19 protein-coding genes are annotated in these 16513 nt (G+C 64.4%); 9 read left to right on the top strand and 10 right to left on the bottom strand.

The annotated features are described in order from the left end of the window. The first annotated feature begins 32 nt into the window (after positions 1-32). The 5 genes from QP803_RS13775 (at position 33) to QP803_RS13755 (ending at position 3964) form a co-directional block, all read left to right on the top strand. Positions 33-1319, top strand: coding sequence for a hydantoinase/carbamoylase family amidase (locus tag QP803_RS13775; RefSeq protein ID WP_284944039.1), 1287 nt, complete (start codon positions 33-35; stop codon positions 1317-1319). A gap of 82 nt (positions 1320-1401) precedes the next feature. Beyond that, positions 1402-1641: a hypothetical protein gene (locus QP803_RS13770; RefSeq protein WP_284944038.1), complete on the top strand. Its 240-nt coding sequence runs from the start codon at positions 1402-1404 to the stop codon at positions 1639-1641. 130 nt (positions 1642-1771) lie between these two features. Next, the gene (locus tag QP803_RS13765) at positions 1772-2056 is read left to right on the top strand and encodes a hypothetical protein (protein ID WP_284944037.1); all 285 of its coding nucleotides are present in this window, start codon (positions 1772-1774) and stop codon (positions 2054-2056) included. A 65-nt stretch (positions 2057-2121) separates the two neighbouring features. Then, positions 2122-3069, top strand: coding sequence for an EcsC family protein (locus tag QP803_RS13760; RefSeq protein WP_284944036.1), 948 nt, complete (start codon positions 2122-2124; stop codon positions 3067-3069). Between the two features lie 142 nt (positions 3070-3211). Then, a complete protein-coding gene (locus QP803_RS13755; RefSeq protein ID WP_284944035.1) occupies positions 3212-3964 on the top strand; it encodes an SDR family NAD(P)-dependent oxidoreductase in 753 nt (250 codons plus the stop codon). Positions 3965-3976: 12 nt separating this feature from the next. Here QP803_RS13755 and QP803_RS13750 read toward each other — a convergent pair whose 3' ends face one another. Then, complete coding sequence (locus tag QP803_RS13750) at positions 3977-4867, bottom strand: SDR family oxidoreductase (RefSeq protein ID WP_284944034.1); 891 nt, start codon at positions 4865-4867, stop codon at positions 3977-3979. A gap of 123 nt (positions 4868-4990) precedes the next feature. Here QP803_RS13750 and QP803_RS13745 point away from each other — a divergent pair, with 123 nt between their 5' ends. Beyond that, complete coding sequence (locus tag QP803_RS13745) at positions 4991-5935, top strand: AraC family transcriptional regulator (RefSeq protein WP_284944033.1); 945 nt, start codon at positions 4991-4993, stop codon at positions 5933-5935. A 2-nt stretch (positions 5936-5937) separates the two neighbouring features. Here the strand turns inward: QP803_RS13745 and QP803_RS13740 are convergent, their stop codons facing one another. Continuing rightward, entirely contained in the window at positions 5938-6834 is an 897-nt protein-coding gene (locus tag QP803_RS13740; protein WP_284944032.1) for an aldose 1-epimerase family protein, read from the bottom strand. 293 nt (positions 6835-7127) lie between these two features. Here QP803_RS13740 and QP803_RS13735 point away from each other — a divergent pair, with 293 nt between their 5' ends. Together QP803_RS13735 and QP803_RS13730 are read left to right on the top strand one after the other, a co-directional pair. Further along, positions 7128-8468: a glutamine synthetase family protein gene (locus tag QP803_RS13735; protein ID WP_284944031.1), complete on the top strand. Its 1341-nt coding sequence runs from the start codon at positions 7128-7130 to the stop codon at positions 8466-8468. Continuing rightward, positions 8465-9733: an NAD(P)/FAD-dependent oxidoreductase gene (locus tag QP803_RS13730; RefSeq protein WP_284944030.1), complete on the top strand. Its 1269-nt coding sequence runs from the start codon at positions 8465-8467 to the stop codon at positions 9731-9733. The genes QP803_RS13735 and QP803_RS13730 overlap by 4 nt, the downstream gene beginning before the upstream one ends. A gap of 43 nt (positions 9734-9776) precedes the next feature. On the opposite strand, the gene QP803_RS13725 is transcribed toward QP803_RS13730, so the two are convergent. The 4 genes from QP803_RS13725 to QP803_RS13710 form a co-directional block, all read right to left on the bottom strand. Beyond that, positions 9777-10469 carry a lipid-binding SYLF domain-containing protein gene (locus tag QP803_RS13725; RefSeq protein ID WP_284944029.1) on the bottom strand — a complete coding sequence of 231 codons (693 nt, stop codon included), beginning with the start codon at positions 10467-10469 and terminating at the stop codon, positions 9777-9779. Positions 10470-10592: 123 nt separating this feature from the next. Then, complete coding sequence (locus QP803_RS13720) at positions 10593-11249, bottom strand: histidine phosphatase family protein (RefSeq protein WP_284944028.1); 657 nt, start codon at positions 11247-11249, stop codon at positions 10593-10595. Between the two features lie 8 nt (positions 11250-11257). Continuing rightward, positions 11258-12067, bottom strand: a complete 810-nt coding sequence (locus QP803_RS13715) for an ABC transporter permease (RefSeq protein ID WP_284944027.1) — start codon at positions 12065-12067, stop codon at positions 11258-11260. After that, positions 12064-12813 (bottom strand): ABC transporter ATP-binding protein, encoded by a 750-nt coding sequence (locus tag QP803_RS13710; protein ID WP_284944026.1) that lies wholly within the window; start codon positions 12811-12813, stop codon positions 12064-12066. The genes QP803_RS13715 and QP803_RS13710 overlap by 4 nt, the downstream gene beginning before the upstream one ends. A 111-nt stretch (positions 12814-12924) precedes the next feature. Here QP803_RS13710 and QP803_RS13705 point away from each other — a divergent pair, with 111 nt between their 5' ends. After that, a complete protein-coding gene (locus QP803_RS13705) occupies positions 12925-13659 on the top strand; it encodes a metallophosphoesterase (protein ID WP_284944025.1) in 735 nt (244 codons plus the stop codon). Positions 13660-13786: 127 nt separating this feature from the next. Here QP803_RS13705 and QP803_RS13700 read toward each other — a convergent pair whose 3' ends face one another. Genes QP803_RS13700 through QP803_RS13685 form a run of 4 tightly spaced genes read right to left on the bottom strand, consistent with a single transcriptional unit; the run spans position 13787 to position 16501 of the window. Continuing rightward, on the bottom strand, positions 13787-14584 hold the full coding sequence (locus tag QP803_RS13700) for a DUF4436 family protein (RefSeq protein ID WP_284944024.1): 798 nt from the start codon (positions 14582-14584) through the stop codon (positions 13787-13789). Next, positions 14539-14772 (bottom strand): hypothetical protein, encoded by a 234-nt coding sequence (locus QP803_RS13695; protein WP_284944023.1) that lies wholly within the window; start codon positions 14770-14772, stop codon positions 14539-14541. Before QP803_RS13695 ends, QP803_RS13700 begins: the two co-directional genes overlap by 46 nt. 8 nt (positions 14773-14780) lie before the next feature. After that, entirely contained in the window at positions 14781-15539 is a 759-nt protein-coding gene (locus QP803_RS13690; protein ID WP_284944022.1) for a class I SAM-dependent methyltransferase, read from the bottom strand. A gap of 17 nt (positions 15540-15556) precedes the next feature. Then, positions 15557-16501, bottom strand: coding sequence for a nucleoside hydrolase (locus QP803_RS13685; protein ID WP_284944021.1), 945 nt, complete (start codon positions 16499-16501; stop codon positions 15557-15559). Positions 16502-16513: the final 12 nt, after the last annotated feature.

Below are 16513 nucleotides of genomic sequence, written 5' to 3'. Positions count from 1 at the left end.
AGCCTCGTGAAGGGGCGGTGCACTCTTCTGCCATGAATCCTCGCCCGAACCTCTTTCCCGATCTCGCCATCGCGCCGCGCCTGTTTGCCGCGCTGCATGCCATGAGCTTCGATGGCCTTGGCATTACGCGCGAAGCCTATGGCCCGAAGGAGACGGCCGCGCATGCTTTGGTCGCGGCGGAGGCTGAGGCGCTTGGGCTGCGGGTCGAACCGGATCACGCCGGTAATCTGTATATGACCTTGCCGGGCACCGACCCTGGCCTGCCGCGCATCATCCTCGGCAGCCATCTCGACAGCGTGCGCTCCGGCGGCAATTACGATGGCGCGGCAGGCGTGCTCGCCGGTCTGTCTGTGGTCGCCGGCCTTGTCCATGCCGGGTTCAGACCGGCGCGGGACGTAACGGTGATGGCGATCCGTTCGGAGGAGGCGGGAAGCTGGTTTCCCGTGAGTTACGTCGGCAGCCGGGCCGCGCTCGGTCGCCTCCCGTCCGAAGCGCTGGACGTGCCGCGTCAGGATGACGGCCGCACCCTCGCCGCGCATATGGCCGAGGAAGGCTTCGACCCGGAGGCCGTGCGCGCCGGTCGTGCAACGCTCACAGTCGACACCGTGGCGGCCTTCGTCGAATTGCATATCGAGCAGGGGCCGCTGCTGGATGAGGGCGAAATTCCGCTTGGTCTCGTCACGGGCATTCCGGGTTCGCGCCGGTATCGCGCAGCGCGGGTCTTCGGCGAATACAACCATTCCGGCGCCACGCCCCGTCGTCTGCGCAAGGATGCGGCGATGGCGCTGGCAGAGCTTGCCTATCGGCTCGATGCCGAATGGGCGCGGCTGGAGACGGAGGGTCATGCTCTCGTCTGCACCTTCTGCGTGCTCGCGACCGCACCCGAAGCCGGCTTCACGCTGATCCCCGGCGAGGCGCGGTTCGAGCTCGATATGCGAAGCGAGAGCCGCGCCAGCGTCGATCTGCTGCATGCCGCGCTGATCCGGCTGGTGGAGGAGATCGAGGTCAGCCGGCGCGTCCGCTTCGACCTCGGCGCCGAGAGCGGCAGCCTATCGAGCAAGATGGACGCTGCCGTCTATGCCGAACTGGCCGAGGCCGCGACGACGGCGGATGTCGCCTTCGTGCCGATGCTGTCCGGCGGTGGGCATGACACGGCCGCCTTCGCCCAGGCGGGCATTCCGGCCTGCCTGGTTTTCGTACGCAACCAGTTCGGCAGCCACAATGCGCGCGAGGCGATGCGGATGGAGGATTTCGACGCCGCCTGCCGCGTTCTCAGCCGTTGGGTAATTGCCAGGTCCAGTGAAGACGGCGCGCCCTGATGGTGCGGAATTCACTTGAGTCCTGTTGCAATATCCCCACTATCGGCGGCAGCGGCTGTGTGACGCCGCGCGGAGATGCTTCATGACGACCCGCAAGACAGATGTCCCCGGATTGATCAAGATTGAGCAGGACGGGCGCATTGCGCCGGGCTTTCAGGCTCCGACCTACCGACAGGGCTTTGGCGAATTGCTGGATTTTTCTCCGCGCAAGCCGAAACCGGTTGGTATGGATGTCGATGCGATTACCAGGGCCGGATTTGCACGCGTCGGGTCCGCCCTTCGGGCTGCTTTGACGGCCGGTCGTGTCCGATACCCCAGATGAGCCCGATGGCTCAGCCGTAGCGGGTCCGCCAAAGCTCTATTCCGGTCAGCCGGCTTTTCCGCCGACGCCCTCACCCATCCAGCACATATCCTTTCAGACGACGAGCGGACCACTGCCGGCGGCGGACGAGTTGATCGCCTATAGGCAGGTGCCTGGCGCTGCCGAATGGATCATAAACCAAGCTGAGATCAACATGGACCACACCCGTGCCATGGAGAAGGCTGCGGCGGACGTGCAGCGCATGGACGCATCACTGCACCGCATTTTACCCTTTTTGCTCGTGCTCGTTCTTATCGTCGCATCCGTCGTTTTAGGGCTTTTCGCCAATCCCTGGGTCGGCGGGGTGTCGTTCTTTTCGACCCTTGCCTCAGTCGTGATCGTTTACCTCAAGGGCAATTCGCCGCCGCAGGCATGACCTGAGCGAGCCCCCCTCCCGCAGGGAAACTTTCGCCCCACATCTCCTGCAACAGGAGACATCCGATGAACGCACCGAGCGATAGCTGGACCACTAAAGCCATCGACCGCGAACTCGCCCAGGGTGGCAGCGTCGTGGCCGGCAAGATCGACGCCGATCTCGGCAATGCCTGCGCCGGCATCGTGCCCGAGGATATGGAGCATCTGCGGACGGCGGCCGAAATCCTCGCCACCGAGCGCGGCCTCGCCTTCCGCATGGGCAGTTTCGTCGGCGACCAGACCGAAGGCTTCATCAATGCCGCCGGTCGCTTCGTCATGAACAATAGCGGTTTCAGCGCCCGCAAGCTGGTCGAGCTGAGCCTCAATCGGCTCTATGACGCGGCCACGCGCGGCATGGACGAGATCGCCCTGACCGAGGCCGCTGCCGCGACCACGGCCAGCCGACGCCACAAGCTGGTCAGCACCATCAGTGGCGCCGCGACCGGCTTCCTGGGCGCGCCGGGCATGATGGTGGATATTCCGCTCACTACGGGCCTGATGCTGCGGTCCATCGCCGGCATCGCGCGATCCTACGGCGAAGACCCGTCGTCACCGGCCGGCCGGCGCGCCTGCTTGGAGGTCTTCGCCCTGAGCGAACATCGTGAGGGCGCCGAGGGTCAGGCCGGCTATTGGGCGGCGCGCGCAGCCCTTAGCCGCCTTGCCGTGGATGGCTTCATGCGCCGGATCGCCACGCTGCTGGGCATCTCCTTCTCCCAGAAGCTGATGACGCGGGTCGTGCCGGTGATCGGCGCCGCTGCGGGCGGCGCGCTAAACTACGCTTTCATGGACTATTACCAGCAGATGGCGCGGGTCCATTTCAGCATCCGCGCGCTGGAGCGTCGCTATGACCCCGAACAGGTACGCGCCTGCCTGGACCGGCTGGTGGAGCAGGCGCGGGCGGCGAACCGCAGGCGGTCGCGTCGTGTCCAGGGCCAACCGACGCTTCTGCCGCCGATGCCGGCGGAGGTTGGGTAGGGTCTGACACAAACATTCGTCGTCCCCCGACTTGATCGGGAATGACGGTGGTAAAAATGACCGCTGCCTTATGACCGGCGCCTAGCGCATTCGCCCAAATCCTCTAGCGTTGCACCCGCAACACGCAGGATAGGGCACGACGATGGATCTCGGTCTGACGGGTAAGAAGGTTCTGGTCACCGGCGGCACCAAGGGCATCGGCCGTTCGATCGCCGAGATTTTCGTGGCCGAAGGCGCGGTTGTCTCCCTCTGCGCTCGCAACGCCGAGGAGGTCGCGCAAGCGGTTATGACACTCGGCCACTGCACCATCGGCACAGCTCTTGACGTGGCCGACACGGCGGCGGTGCAGGCCTGGGTCGCGCATTCGGCGGCCGAATTGGGCGGCATCGACATCGTCGTGCCCAATGTCAGCGCCCTGAACGTGAACCGCGATGCCGTCGCCTGGAAGGCGGGTTTCGACGTCGATATTATGGGCACGGTCGGCGTCGTCGATGCCGCGATGCCCTGGTTGGAAAAGTCCGACGCTGCCTCCATCGTCATCATCTCCAGCGTCTCAGGGCGGGAGATCGACTTCGCCTATGGTCCGTATGGCGCTTTCAAGGCGGCCCTCATTCACTATGCCCAGGGCCTCGCCTTCCACCTCGCGGGCAAGGGCATCCGCGCCAATACGGTGTCGCCGGGCAATACCTATTTTCCTGGCGGCATCTGGCAGCAGGTCGAGCAGGGCATGCCCGAGTTTTTCGCCCAGGCGATGGCGATGAACCCCACGGGCCGCATGGGCAAGCCGGAGGAGATGGCCCGTGCGACCGTCTTCCTCGCAAGCCCCGCGGCCAGCTTCATCACCGGCACTAATCTGGTGGTGGACGGCGCGCTGACGCGCGGCGTCCAGTTCTAAAACCACCTGGCCTCACCCCTCGAAATAAATTGGCCGATCGATATCGGGAATGAGCCCGGGCTGGGTCGGTGCCCAGCCAAGCTCTTCCCGTGTCTTGGCGCTTGAGGCAGGGCAGTCGATCGACGCGAAATGCGTGAACCAGCCGAAATGCGCGGCCGCCTCTTCCGGGGCAAGGCTGACGACCGGCAGGTTCAGGCGGCGGCCAATGACGCCGGCGATGTCACGGAAGGGCACGCCTTCCTCCGCAATCGCGTGATAGCGAGCGCCCGCGACGCCTTTTTCCAGCACCAGTCTAAAGACTCGGGCAGCGTCGAGGCGGTGTACCGCCGGCCAGCGGTTGAGCCCTTCGCCGACATAGGCCGAGACCCCCTTGGCGCGCGCGATGCCGATGATCATCGGAACGAAGCCGTGATCGTGGTCACCGTGGACCGAGGGCGGAAGCCGCACCACCGCTACGCGCACGCCGCCGACCGCCGCCTCAAAGGCCACCTGTTCCGAAACACGCGGCATCGCGTCTAACTTAGGAGCGATCATGTCCTCCGTCCCGAGACGCCCTGGCGACAGAAGCGCCGCGCCGGAGGTGACGATCAAGGGGCGGTCGGAGCCGGCGAGCGCGGCGCCAAGCGCCTCGATAGCGACTGCGTCGATGGCGCAACTCTCCTGGATGTTCGAGAAATCATGGATGAAGGCGGTGTGGATCACGCCGTCCGATTGGGCGGCCCCGCTCCGCAGGCTCTCCAGGTCCTGAAGGTCCCCGCGAAGCACCTCGGCGCCGGCAGCGACGAGGGATGCGGCACCCGCATCGGACCGCGCCAGACCGAGAACCTGATGTCCGGCGTCCATCAGTTCGGCCACGACGGCGGACCCGACAAATCCTGTGGCACCTGTGACGAAGACACGCATGGCGACCTCCTTTGCTCTCTGTCGCGACCGCTCGGCGGCCCCGTGACGCGCAAGCTAAGGAATTGAACAAACACGATCTATGCTGTAAAATCCGCATTATCTTCGTGATCGTCCGGAGCGTGCATGGATCCCCTTTCTGACGTGCTGTCACTGCTGAAGCCGCGGTCCTACGCCGCCGGAGGCCTGAACTTCGGCGGCGCGTGGTCGGTCCAATTCCACCGCCATGAGGGCATCAAATGCTACGCGTTGGTGTCCGGCCGATGCTGGCTTGCGGTCGAGGGTGTCGCGGATCCGGTGCGGCTCACCGCCGGGGACTGCTTCCTGCTGCCGGGGGGCCGACCCTTCCGGCTTGCCAGTGATCTGACACTCCCACCCATTTCGGCCGAGGCGATTTTCGCCGGACCACGAAAGGGGAACGTCGCCATCCACAATGGCGGTGGGGATTTCTTTCTCACCGGCAGCTTCTTCACCCTTGATGGCAATCACGCGAGCATCTTGCTGGGGGCGCTGCCGCCCATCGTGCATATCCAGAAGGAAGCGGATCGGGCGGCGCTGCGCTGGTCCATGGAGCGCATGCGGGAGGAATTGCAGCAGCAGCAGCCCGGCGGCTTCCTGCTCGCCCAACACCTCGCCCATATGATGCTGGTGCAGGCCCTGCGGCTCCATTTGGCGGAGGGGATGCGCGGCGGCGTCGGTTGGCTCTTCGCCCTTGCGGATAAGCAAATGAGTGCCGCGATCAACGCCATGCACCGCGATCCGGCGCAGGCCTGGACCGTGCAGGCGCTGGCAGACCAGGTCGGCATGTCCCGATCAACCTTCGCGCTGAAGTTCAAGGCAACGGTGGGGTCGTCCCCCATGGAGTATCTGTCGCGCTGGCGCATGGCTTTGGCGGGAGACAGGCTGGCGACGTCCAACGACCCCGTGTCGGTCATTGCCCTATCGCTCGGCTACGAGTCCGAAAGTGCCTTCAGCACCGCGTTCAAAAGGATCATGGGCTGTTCACCCCGCCAATATAGTCGCGGCGGAACAGCCATCGACCCCGATCAGCGCGCGCAAGCGGCCGACTGACGTCAGCCCTCGGCCGGCAGCAACCGCACGGTCCAGGACAGGTCACGTCGCGTGCCGGGCGGCAGCAGCATCATGCCCGGCTTGTCGGTCAGGTCGCCTGTGAAACCCTCGGGGCTCGCATAGCCGTGCCACGGCTCGATGCAGAGGAAATCCCCGCCGCTCGGCTTGGACCAAACGCCGAGTTGCTCAAATCCTTCCCAGGACACTGCGATCACCGGCGTGCCACGCGCCGAAAAGCGCACCGAGCGGCTGGCGGGCTGGGTGAAGACTAGCGCGTCCTCCGCGAACAGGTCAGGCTCCAGGGCCAGAACGTGGTCATGAACTGGGGAGGGTTTCATCGCCGTCGTCAGCAACCCGCCCGCAACCCCATGGATGGGCAGGGTTTCGTCGCGTGCGAAGCGAAGCTCATGCGCCTCCTTCGCGATCCCCGGCAGGATCGGCCAGATGAAGGCGGGGTGGGCGCCCAGCGCGGCCGGCAGCACGGTTTCCCCGGAATTGGCGAGGGCGTAGCAGACCGTGAGGGCATCGCCCTCCAGCCGATAGGTGATCTCCAGCTTGAACGGATAGGGATAGATTATGTGGCTTTCGGGATCGTCCTCCAGCCGCAGCACGCAGACGGTCTGTTCCCGCAGCAGCCAGGTGAAGCGGCGATCGCGTGCGAAGCCGTGCTGCGTCAGACGGTAGTCTTGCCCGGCATGGCGATAGCCGTCGTTCTCCAGGCGGCCCACGATGGGGAACAGCACCGGTGAATGGCGGGGCCATGCAGGGCCGGCCTGCCACAGGAATTCATGACCACCGGCATCCTGCAAGGACACGAGTTCTGCGCCCTGGGCCAGAATGGCCGCCGTGATCTGCCCGTTGGACAGGATGTGCCGGTCTTCGCCGTTATGATCGCTCATGCCGCTCTCCGCCTTTGCGTCCCGTCGTCGTACCTTCGCATATGCAGCGGGCGGCGCGGCTTGGGAACCCTCTGCCCACTGTTCACGCTTGATGCCGGTCGGCCCTATGTGCGACTCTGGGTGGACTGAGGAGATCAACATTGTCTCGCCCCGAACGGCCTTCGCCCTCCGTTTCCACGCCGTTTTGCGATCGTCTGTCGCTGTCCGGCCCTCCCTAGCGGCGCTTCCTTGCTGCATTTGGCCGGTGGCGTAAGCCACCGAAAACTCATGGCTAACGCAAGAGAGCGAAAAAAATGATCGACTTACGCGAATGGTTTGCTGAACATCACGTCACGGAAGTGGAATGTCTGGTGCCGGACATCACCGGCATTCCCCGTGGAAAAATTACGCCGGCGCAAAAATTCCTCGATGGCGGTGCGCTGCGCCTTCCCGAGGCGATCTTCATCCAATCCGTCACCGGGGAATATCCGCCCGACGAGGAAGATCGGCTAACCGACCCGGCCATCATCGACATCACCCTGAAAGCCGATGCCAGCACGGTGCGCCTCGTCCCTTGGGCGCGGGAGCCGACGGCGCAGATCATCCATGACTGCCACTACAAGAATGGCGATCCGGTGCCGATGGCGCCGCGCCAGGTGTTGCAACGCGTGCTCGCCCTCTATGCCGACAAAGGGTGGGAGCCGATCCTGGCGCCGGAGTTGGAATTCTATCTCGTCGGTCGCAATACCGATCCCGACTATCCGCTGACACCGCCTATCGGCCGCTCCGGCCGGCAGGAAACCGGCCGCCAGTCCTATTCCGTCGATGCCGTGAACGAATTCGATCCTCTGTTCGAGGAAATGTACGATTTCTGCGAAGTGCAGGAACTCGACCTCGACACCCTCATTCATGAGGAAGGCGCCGGGCAGGTCGAGATCAACTTTCTGCATGGCGAACCGCTGACGCGCGCGGATCAGGTGTTCTTGTTCAAGCGCACGGTGCGGGAAGTGGCGCTGCGGCATGACATCTACGCCACCTTCATGGCCAAGCCGATGAGCCGCGAACCCGGCAGCGCGATGCACGTTCATCAAAGCATCATCGACCCGGTGACCAAGCAGAACCTGTTTGCGGGGGAGGACGGCAAGGCCAGCAAGCTGTTCCGCAACTATCTTGGCGGCTTGCAGAAATACACGCCGGCTGTGATGCCGATTCTTGCGCCGAACGTGAATTCCTATCGCCGCCTGTCACGCCATTCGAATGCGCCGATCAATCTCGAATGGGGCTACGACAACCGCACCTGCGGGCTGCGCGTGCCCTATGGCGCACCCTCTGCCATGCGGGTCGAGAATCGGGTGCCGGGGGCCGACGCCAACCCCTATCTCGCTTTCGCGGCGACTCTCGCCTGCGGCTATATGGGCATGATTGAGGAACTGGAGCCGACCAAACCTTTCGAAGGGTCGGCCTATTCCATGCCCTATGCGCTGCCACGCGAGATTAGCCACGCGCTTGATATCATGGAGCAATGCAAGCCCATGCACGACCTTCTCGGGTCGAAGATGATCGAGGTCATCGTGGCGGTGAAGAAGCTCGAATATGAGACCTATCTGCACGTCATCAGCTCCTGGGAACGCGAGCATCTGTTGCTGAACGTATGAGGGAGGCTTCGGCGCCGAGCTATTACGAGGCGACGCGCGCCGTCAGTCTCGTTACGCAGCCGCTCGACCAGGATATCACCGTCGATGTGGCGATCGTGGGCGGCGGCATCACCGGCTGTTCCGCGGCGCTCGATCTCGCCGAGCGCGGTCTGCGTGTCGCGCTGCTCGAGTCGAACGCCATCGGCTGGGGCGCCTCGGGCCGCAATGGCGGTCAAGTCCTGCCGGGATTTGCCATCGCGCAGACCAAGCTGAAGCGCATGGTGGGCGCCGAGGACGCGCGCCGGCTGTGGGCGATGTCGATCGAGGCGGTGGCCTTGGTCGAGCAGCGTGTGCGCGACCATGCCATTCCGGCCGACTACGCACGCGGCTATCTTCATGCCGCCATCCGCGAGCGCCAGGTGCATGAGTTGGAGGAGGAGGCGGAGGAGCTTGCCGCCCTGGGCGTTGAGGGTGTCGAACTCCTGAAGGGCGCCGCAATCCAGGCTCATGTCGCAAGCCCACACTACCGGGCAGTCCTGCGTGAGGAGGTCTCGGCGCATTTGCATCCGCTCAATTACACGCTGGGCCTCGCGCGCGCGGCGCAGGCGGCGGGTGCGCAGCTCTATTCCGACACGCCGGTGACGAAGATCGAACCGGGCACGGCCGTGCGACTGACCACGGCGCGTGGCACCGTGACGGCCGGCACGGCCTTGCTCGGCGGCGGTGCCTATCTCGGCCGGCTATGGCCCTCGGTCGCGGGCTACGTCATGCCGGTGGGCACCTATATCGTGGCCACGGAGCCGCGCGACGATGTGCCGGCATTGCTGCCGACGAATGCGGCGGCCTCCGACCTGAACTTCGTGCTCGACTACTATCGTCGCTCGGCGGATCGCCGCCTGCTGTTCGGCGGGCGCGTCTCCTATTCTTCGGTGCCGCCGCGCCGCTTGGCCGAGACCATGCTGGCGCGGGCGCGGGTGGTGTTTCCGCAGCTCAAGAACGCGCGGGCGGACTTCACCTGGGGCGGTCTGGTCGACATCACGCGCCACCGCGCGCCGCAATTCGGCAAGCTCGCGCCGAACATTCTGATGGCGCAGGGGTTTTCGGGCCACGGCGTGGCGCTTGCGGGCCTAGCCGGACGGGTCTTGGCGGAAGCGGCTGCCGGGCAGGCGGGGCGGTTCGATGTCTTCGCCCGCATTCCCCATGCGCGATTCCCGGGCGGGCGGGCGCTACGCGTGCCCGCGCTGCTGCTCGCGACGAGCTACTATCGGCTCAGGGATATGCTTTAGGCAGTTTGGCGGATGAGCGCAGCGTTATCCGCCAACCACTTCCCTAACCCCCGAAGCGACTGAGCGTCTGGCGCAACGGATTAGCGCCCGCATTGTTCGCCATCATCGTCACGACGATCTGGGACGTGCTGTAGGGCTGGCCGTAATAGCCGACATTGGATTGGGTATCGGGCGACAGCACCGACCCTTCGATCGAAATGCCGGCATAAAGGCCGCGAGTGCGGGCGAAGCTCACGATATCCGCATGCAAAGCGGTGGTGGTCGCGCCGCCGACCCCGGCGCCCACGGTCGCGAAAGCGAGCGAGGCGTCGCCGCCGAGCTTGAAGTGGTTCTGCATCACAGCCGCCAAAGCATGATCGTTCATGATCATGATCATGACCTCGGCGTCCTGGATGCCGATCTGGGCCCCGAAGCTGCCGCTGCCGATCGTGTAGAAGGCGGGGGCGGACCAGGACCCGCCGGCCGCGCGCGCCATCAGCACGCAGGGACCGCCGGAACCGCCGATGACGAAGCCAGCCTTGAAGACGCGGGGGCAGATCATCACCGCCCGCGCGCTGCGCAGGGAGTTCACCAGATCCTGGGATTGGGTCGAGTTCACCAGTTCCTGCACAGTGAGCGTCGATCGATCGACGAGGTCCTGCTGTTCCCCGGTCTGGACCGTCGCGGCGCAGCCATTGATCATGGGCGCGAGGCCCAACAGGCAGGTGGCGAACAGGGTGCGCTTGAACTTCACCATGCGTTCCTTCTCTTGCTTCGGCGAGGCAAACCTCCCGTCCGATGACAGTGACATGACGCCGCAGAGCGGATGCCGCAAGCATCCAAAACGGTCATGTCTGTCTTTAGCGCGTGAAGGTGGCGGTCAAAAGGCGGGCGAGGGCAGGCTCGTTTCATTGGCGGAGACGACGCGCCAAGCCTGCCCGCGCCGCTCGATCCGCGTCAGGGAAATATTGTCCACGGTCAGCCGCAAGGCCGAATCCCCACCGATCTTGAGGGCATGGGCCATCGCCGCCCGGATGACGCCGCCATGGCAGACGGCAACCACGTCCTGGCCCGCATACTCCGTCGCCAACCGTTCCATGACCGCGCCCACGCGCAGGATGACGTCCTCGAAGCTTTCGCCCTGCTCCGGTCGCTCGGCATGGGAGATGGGCCAGAAATCATGCGCGGGCAGGGCCAGACGCTCCGCCAGCCGCAGTCCTTCGGTGCCGTGCAGCACACCAAAGGACTGCTCGATCAGTCCAGGCTCTACGATCAGCGGCTGTTCGGGGTAGCCAGCGGCGAAGATGGCCAGCGCTGTGCGCACCGTGCGTGACAAAGGCGAGACGAGCCATACCGCCGTCCGTGGCAATCGGTCTCCGAGGGCGGCATAGGCCTGGCCCTGTCCCGCCATCGTCACTTCACAGATCGCCACATCCTGGTCGCCATACAGAAACCGCCGCGCGTCCGCATCGACCAGGGCATGGCGGATCAGCCACAGGCGGGTGGTTTTGGCTGTCAGCGCCTCTGGTGACGTCATGCTCGCGATTATTCCCCGATGGTGATCAAGGCACCGCGGGTGCGGGCCGCGTGAAACTGGCTGGCAAAGAGCAGGCCGGCGACGATCAGCCAGATGACATTCAGGCCAGCGGCCCACAGCATTTCGCCCCATGCCACATGCCCCTGGACCAGGGCGTCGCGCATCCCCTCGAACACATGGGTGGCGGGGATGGCGTGGGAGATCGGCTGCAGCCAGATGGGCAAGGCGGAGACCGGATAGAACACGGCGGACAAGGGCGTCAGCCCGAACAGCAGGGACCAGGCCAGCGGCTCTGCCCCTGCGCCATGGCGCAGGATGAGGGAGACGACGCCGAGCGCCACGGCCCACCCCATGATCATCAGATTGGCGAAGAACAGCACGATGACCGGGCCGAGCGTGAACAGGTTGAAGGCATACAGCAGGTAGGCGACCAGGATCGCCGGTGCGATGCCGGCCACCACGCGCATGAAGGCGACGCCGATCAGGCCCAGGATCATCTCCCATGGCCGCAGAGGGCTGACGAAGACATGGCCCAGGTTGCGGGACCAGATTTCTTCCAGAAAGCTGATGGCGACGCCCATCTGGCTGCGCAACGCCACTTCCCACAGCAAAACGCCGGCGAGCAGCGCGCTCGCGGCCATCAGGATGCCGTGGCCGCCGCCCACCGCCCGGCTGGTGATGAAGCTGGCGGTGAAGCCCCAGATGCACATTTGCAGGATCGGCCAATAGGCGAGTTCCAGCAGGCGCGGCCAGGACCGGCGATACAAGCACAGGTGGCGGTAGATCAGGCCCCAGACACGGCGCAGGGAGGGGGTCATGACGCCGTCTCCTGTGCGGCATGGCCGCGGGCGCGGGCGATGTCCAGAAAGACGTCTTCCAGGCTCTCACGGCCGTGGCGGGCGAGAAGGTCCGCCGGGCTGCCCTCGTCCACAATCCGGCCGCGCCGCATGACCAGGATATGGTCGCAGAGCCGCTCGACCTCGGCCATGTTGTGGGACGCGAGCAGCATCGAGCAGCCGGATTCCGCGCGGTAGCGCTCCAGCCAGCTTCGCACCAGATCGCCGGTATCGGGGTCGAGGCTCGCGGTCGGCTCGTCCAGCAACAGCACTTCCGGGCGGTTGATGAGCGATTTCGCCAAGGCCACGCGGGTCTTCTGCCCGGCCGACAACTGACCCGCAAGGCGGTCCAGGAAGTCCCCCAGATTAAGTTCCTCGGCCAGCTCGGCGATGCGGCGGTCCATGCGCCGGACATTATAGAGATGTCCGTAGACGCGCAGGTTCTCGCGCACGGACAGCCGTCCGGGCAGCGCGATATAAGGTGATGAAAAGTTCATACGGGCGAGGGCGCGAAAGCGATCCCGCGCCATATCATGACCCAGAACTTCAATCCGTCCCTCGGTCGGTACCAGCAAGGCCAGCAGCATGGCGATGGTGGTCGATTTCCCGGCGCCATTGCCGCCCAGAAGCCCGACGGTGCGGCCTTTCGGCACGCGAAAACTGATTCTATCCACGGCGAGGGTGGTGCCGTAGCGCTTGGTCAGGGTGTCAACGCGGATCGCATCCATGGCCCTCCTCTGCCGCCACACGGCCCCCCTGTCGAGCCCCTGGTCACATGACCGTCTGGTCGAATCTCCCGACAGTGCTTAGGTGACGATCATGACCCTGGCTTCGATGCGATGATCTCTTTCCTGCCGGCACCCGCGACCTTGCCGCCCGACCTCCGTATTTACGCCATTGGCGATGTCCATGGATGCGATGTGGCCCATGCGGCGATCCTCAACCAGATCGCCGAGGATCACGCGGCGCGCCCGGTGGCCGAGGCCATCATCATTCATCTGGGGGATCTCATCGATCGTGGGCCGGACAGCGCCGCCGTGTTGGCGCGCGTCGCCGCCGGTTCGCCGATCGGCGGGGAGATGATCAATCTGCGGGGCAATCACGAGGAGTTGTGCCTGGAAGCGCTGGAGTTCGGGGGTGAGTCGATGCGCCACTGGCGGCGCAACGGCGGGGACACCTGCCTCACCGATTGGGGCATTCCGAAGCGACCCGAGCCGCCGCATATCGAAAACCTCATTCCGCCAGATCAGATGGCGGTTCTGCGTGGCGAGAAGCTGAGCTATCAGCGCGGCGGCTATATCTTTGTCCATGCCGGTATTCGGCCCGGCGTTCCGATCGATGCGCAGGACCCGCACGACCTCGTCTGGATCAGGCAACCCTTTCTGTCCTGGCCGGAACCGCTGGCGGCAGTGGTGGTTCATGGCCACACGCCCAAGGACGACCCGACCGTGCGGGTCAACCGGATCGGCATCGATACCGGGGCGGTGTATGGCGGGCGGTTGACGGCCTTGGTGCTGGAGGACAGCCTGATGTCCTTCATCCAGGTTCCTGGTCCGAAGAAGCCCCGGAAGTAGGGCGGGATACGGCTATTGCGGGATGGATTTAAGCTGGTTCAACGACCAAGTCTCCCGTCATGGCATGCCGTCGCCGAGCATGACGCAGTGAGTGCGAGGAGCCATTCAGGCTTAAATCAATCGCGGTCTAGCGGTCGTTCTTTCGGCGTCGGAAGGCGTGGCCAAAATAGTACAGCGACTTCACCCCCACCCCCAGCATCACGAAGACGATCGTGCCCAGCAGAATGAGGTCGATCAATGTCGTGTCCGGGGGGAATTCCCCAAGCAGAAGGGCCCTGGCACCCCAGATGCCGAGGATCGTCGCCCCGATATTGAGGACGAGGTCATGGAAGGTGGTCAGAAGCACCACCAGGACCGATGCCATCAGGATCAAGCCCACCAGAACGACAACGACGACCTTGGTGTACAAGGGCCTGCTGAGCGTCACCTCGAAGGCGGAGGCGTAGCGATAGGGCGCGCGTGCGGGCGTTGCCTGAACCGGATCCACGGCGCGGGGGGCAGATGCGTCCAGACGCGGGATCGTTTCACTGAACGACAGCATAAGACTGCCCTTTTGGCCACTGGAGTCGATAAAGCTGCGCGTCTGACCTTGCGCATCCGTCTGCGTCCGTTCGACGGCGACGCCGATGCGCAAGGCATAGGTATCGAAGGGATAAAGCGTGATCTGGCCGTCGATCGGCAGGACAATTGTGCTGCTGATTTCGCTGTCGTCGCTCGGCAGATCGATGGTGGCCGATGTTGGCACCGATACCGCATTCCGCCCCTGCGCTTGATAGGCGGAGACCAGAAGGCGGTCGCGCGTATGACTGCAATTTCCGATACAGTAATGGTAGCCGCTGACCTGAATCGTGGCGCGGTTCCCAACTTCGTCGATATGCGTCAGCTTGATGCCGATACGATTGTATCGGTATCGTCTCCCGGCCATGGCGTGAGATAAACGGCGTTACCGTCAACAGCTTTGGTGATTTCACGATAGACGTTGATCAGCGCGAACGGGGCGCCGACCACGGCGCAGAGAAGCAACAGGAGAACGACGAGGAAGCCGAGACCGGCGCTGGCGCGTGTGAGATGATGGCGATCGCGCAAGGCCCGCATCGGGACGCGAAGAAGCACAGGACGCCTCAAAACTTTTCCATCCGGTCCCATTTTTCCATGACCAGAACGTCATGGTTTCCCGCCCAGCCGCGCTCGGTATAGCTCAGAATGCGCACGCCCTCGATCCGGCCGGCCATCGCCATCACGGTCGATGCGCGGCACAGCGACACGCCGTAATTGTCGGGGCCGGGATAGCGGGCATAGCCCCAACCCGTCAGCTCGTATCCCGCCATGATCTTCGCCCATTCGGCGTCCCCGATCATCGCCCCGTAGCTGCGCTGGACCTCTTTGCTCCAGTTGCCGTGGAGCGTCGCGATGAGCACGCCGTTTGGCGCGAGTAAGCCACACAGATGCCGCAGCCAGGTTTCCGCCCGCGCCTGCTCGACATGCGTAAAGAGCGAGCCGATCCAGATGAGATCATAGGTCACGTCGAAGGCAACCTGGGAGAGGTCGGGTTGCGAGTAAATACCCGTGCCCCCAAAGCGCTCCACGCAGAAATCGACCCCATCGGTATCGATATCGGCGAAGGTGAGATGGGCATTCGGAAAGCAGGCGTGCAGATGTCGCGCGACACGGCCATGGCCGCAGGGAAGATCGAGAATGTGATTGACCTCGTTCAGGCGTCCCATCGCCAGCGCGCGCAGAACGACCCGAAGCCCATCCACACCCACAGAGAAATACCAATCCGGGCCGGTATTGTACATGTGGTCTTGGGGTGAGATGGTCTTGTCGAGCGTCCGCTTCAGATAGGCGTCCTCAAGCGCTGCGACCCTCCCGAACTGCATGTGCTGTCAACCTTCCGTTACGGCAGCCGCGCCAGCCGTTCTTCGAGCAAGGCGTAGAAGCCTTCGTGATCGACCGAGCGCATGAAGGTCGCGTTCGGCACGCGATCCGTCACGCGCCACCAGTCCGCAACCGTCATGCCGATGGTCAGCGGGCTCGCCGTTTCGATCTCCACATTGATGTGACGACCCTGGAAAAGCTCCGGGCGGATTAAATAGGCGATCACGCAGGGGTCGTGCAGCGGCGCGCCCAGGCTGTCGTATTTCTTGAGGTCGAAACGCTCGGAGAAGTTGAGCATCGCAGATGCGGCCTTACCGCTCTGGTTCGGCAGCGCGCGGATGCGTTCAAGCCGGGGCTCGGTCGTCAAAACCTGATGCGTCACGTCTAAGGGCATCATGACGATGGGCACACCGCTGCCGAGCACGATCGCCGCCGCGTCCGGGTCGACGTAGATGTTGAATTCCGCCGTCGGCGTGATGTTGCCAACCTCGAAATAGGCGCCGCCCATCAGGACGATTTCGCGAATGCGCGGTGCAATATCCGGCGCCTTGACCAGGGCCATGGCGATATTCGTCAGCGGCCCGAGAGCACACAGGGTGATGGTGCCGGCCGGCTGCGCGCGCAGGATATCGACCAGGAAATCGACGCCATGCTGGGCCTGCAACGCCATCAGGGGCTGAGGCAAGACTGGCCCGTCCAGACCGGTCGCGCCATGGACATGCTCGGCCGTCACCAGCGGTCGCGCCGCCATCGGGCGGGGACAGCCGGCATAGACGGGGATATCCGGCCGCCCTGCCAATTCGCAGATCTTGCGCGCATTGGTGGCGGTCAGCGTCAGCGGCACATTGCCGGCGCAGGCGACGATGGCCTCCACCGTCACGTCCTCGGGTGAGGCGAGGGCGAGCAGGATGGCGATCGCGTCGTCTTGGCCCGGGTCCGTGTCGATGATGATTCGTCTGGTCACGTCAGGAAACTC

Origin of the sequence: Acidisoma sp. PAMC 29798 (assembly GCF_030252425.1) — a bacterium.
Taxonomy (GTDB): domain Bacteria; phylum Pseudomonadota; class Alphaproteobacteria; order Acetobacterales; family Acetobacteraceae; genus Acidisoma; species Acidisoma cladoniae.
The sequence above is the reverse complement of the archived record's forward strand: the minus strand, read 5'-3'. Positions and strand labels throughout refer to the sequence as shown.

Coding starts and splice junctions, on each gene's coding strand:
- QP803_RS13775 (WP_284944039.1), top strand. CDS start 33: ATGAATCCTCGCCCGAACCTCTTTCCCGATCTCGCCATCGCGCCGCGC.
- QP803_RS13770 (WP_284944038.1), top strand. CDS start 1,402: ATGACGACCCGCAAGACAGATGTCCCCGGATTGATCAAGATTGAGCAG.
- QP803_RS13760 (WP_284944036.1), top strand. CDS start 2,122: ATGAACGCACCGAGCGATAGCTGGACCACTAAAGCCATCGACCGCGAA.
- QP803_RS13755 (WP_284944035.1), top strand. CDS start 3,212: ATGGATCTCGGTCTGACGGGTAAGAAGGTTCTGGTCACCGGCGGCACC.
- QP803_RS13750 (WP_284944034.1), bottom strand. CDS start 4,867: ATGCGTGTCTTCGTCACAGGTGCCACAGGATTTGTCGGGTCCGCCGTC.
- QP803_RS13745 (WP_284944033.1), top strand. CDS start 4,991: ATGGATCCCCTTTCTGACGTGCTGTCACTGCTGAAGCCGCGGTCCTAC.
- QP803_RS13740 (WP_284944032.1), bottom strand. CDS start 6,834: ATGAGCGATCATAACGGCGAAGACCGGCACATCCTGTCCAACGGGCAG.
- QP803_RS13735 (WP_284944031.1), top strand. CDS start 7,128: ATGATCGACTTACGCGAATGGTTTGCTGAACATCACGTCACGGAAGTG.
- QP803_RS13730 (WP_284944030.1), top strand. CDS start 8,465: ATGAGGGAGGCTTCGGCGCCGAGCTATTACGAGGCGACGCGCGCCGTC.
- QP803_RS13725 (WP_284944029.1), bottom strand. CDS start 10,469: ATGGTGAAGTTCAAGCGCACCCTGTTCGCCACCTGCCTGTTGGGCCTC.
- QP803_RS13720 (WP_284944028.1), bottom strand. CDS start 11,249: ATGACGTCACCAGAGGCGCTGACAGCCAAAACCACCCGCCTGTGGCTG.
- QP803_RS13715 (WP_284944027.1), bottom strand. CDS start 12,067: ATGACCCCCTCCCTGCGCCGTGTCTGGGGCCTGATCTACCGCCACCTG.
- QP803_RS13710 (WP_284944026.1), bottom strand. CDS start 12,813: ATGGATGCGATCCGCGTTGACACCCTGACCAAGCGCTACGGCACCACC.
- QP803_RS13705 (WP_284944025.1), top strand. CDS start 12,925: ATGATCTCTTTCCTGCCGGCACCCGCGACCTTGCCGCCCGACCTCCGT.
- QP803_RS13700 (WP_284944024.1), bottom strand. CDS start 14,584: ATGGCCGGGAGACGATACCGATACAATCGTATCGGCATCAAGCTGACG.
- QP803_RS13690 (WP_284944022.1), bottom strand. CDS start 15,539: ATGCAGTTCGGGAGGGTCGCAGCGCTTGAGGACGCCTATCTGAAGCGG.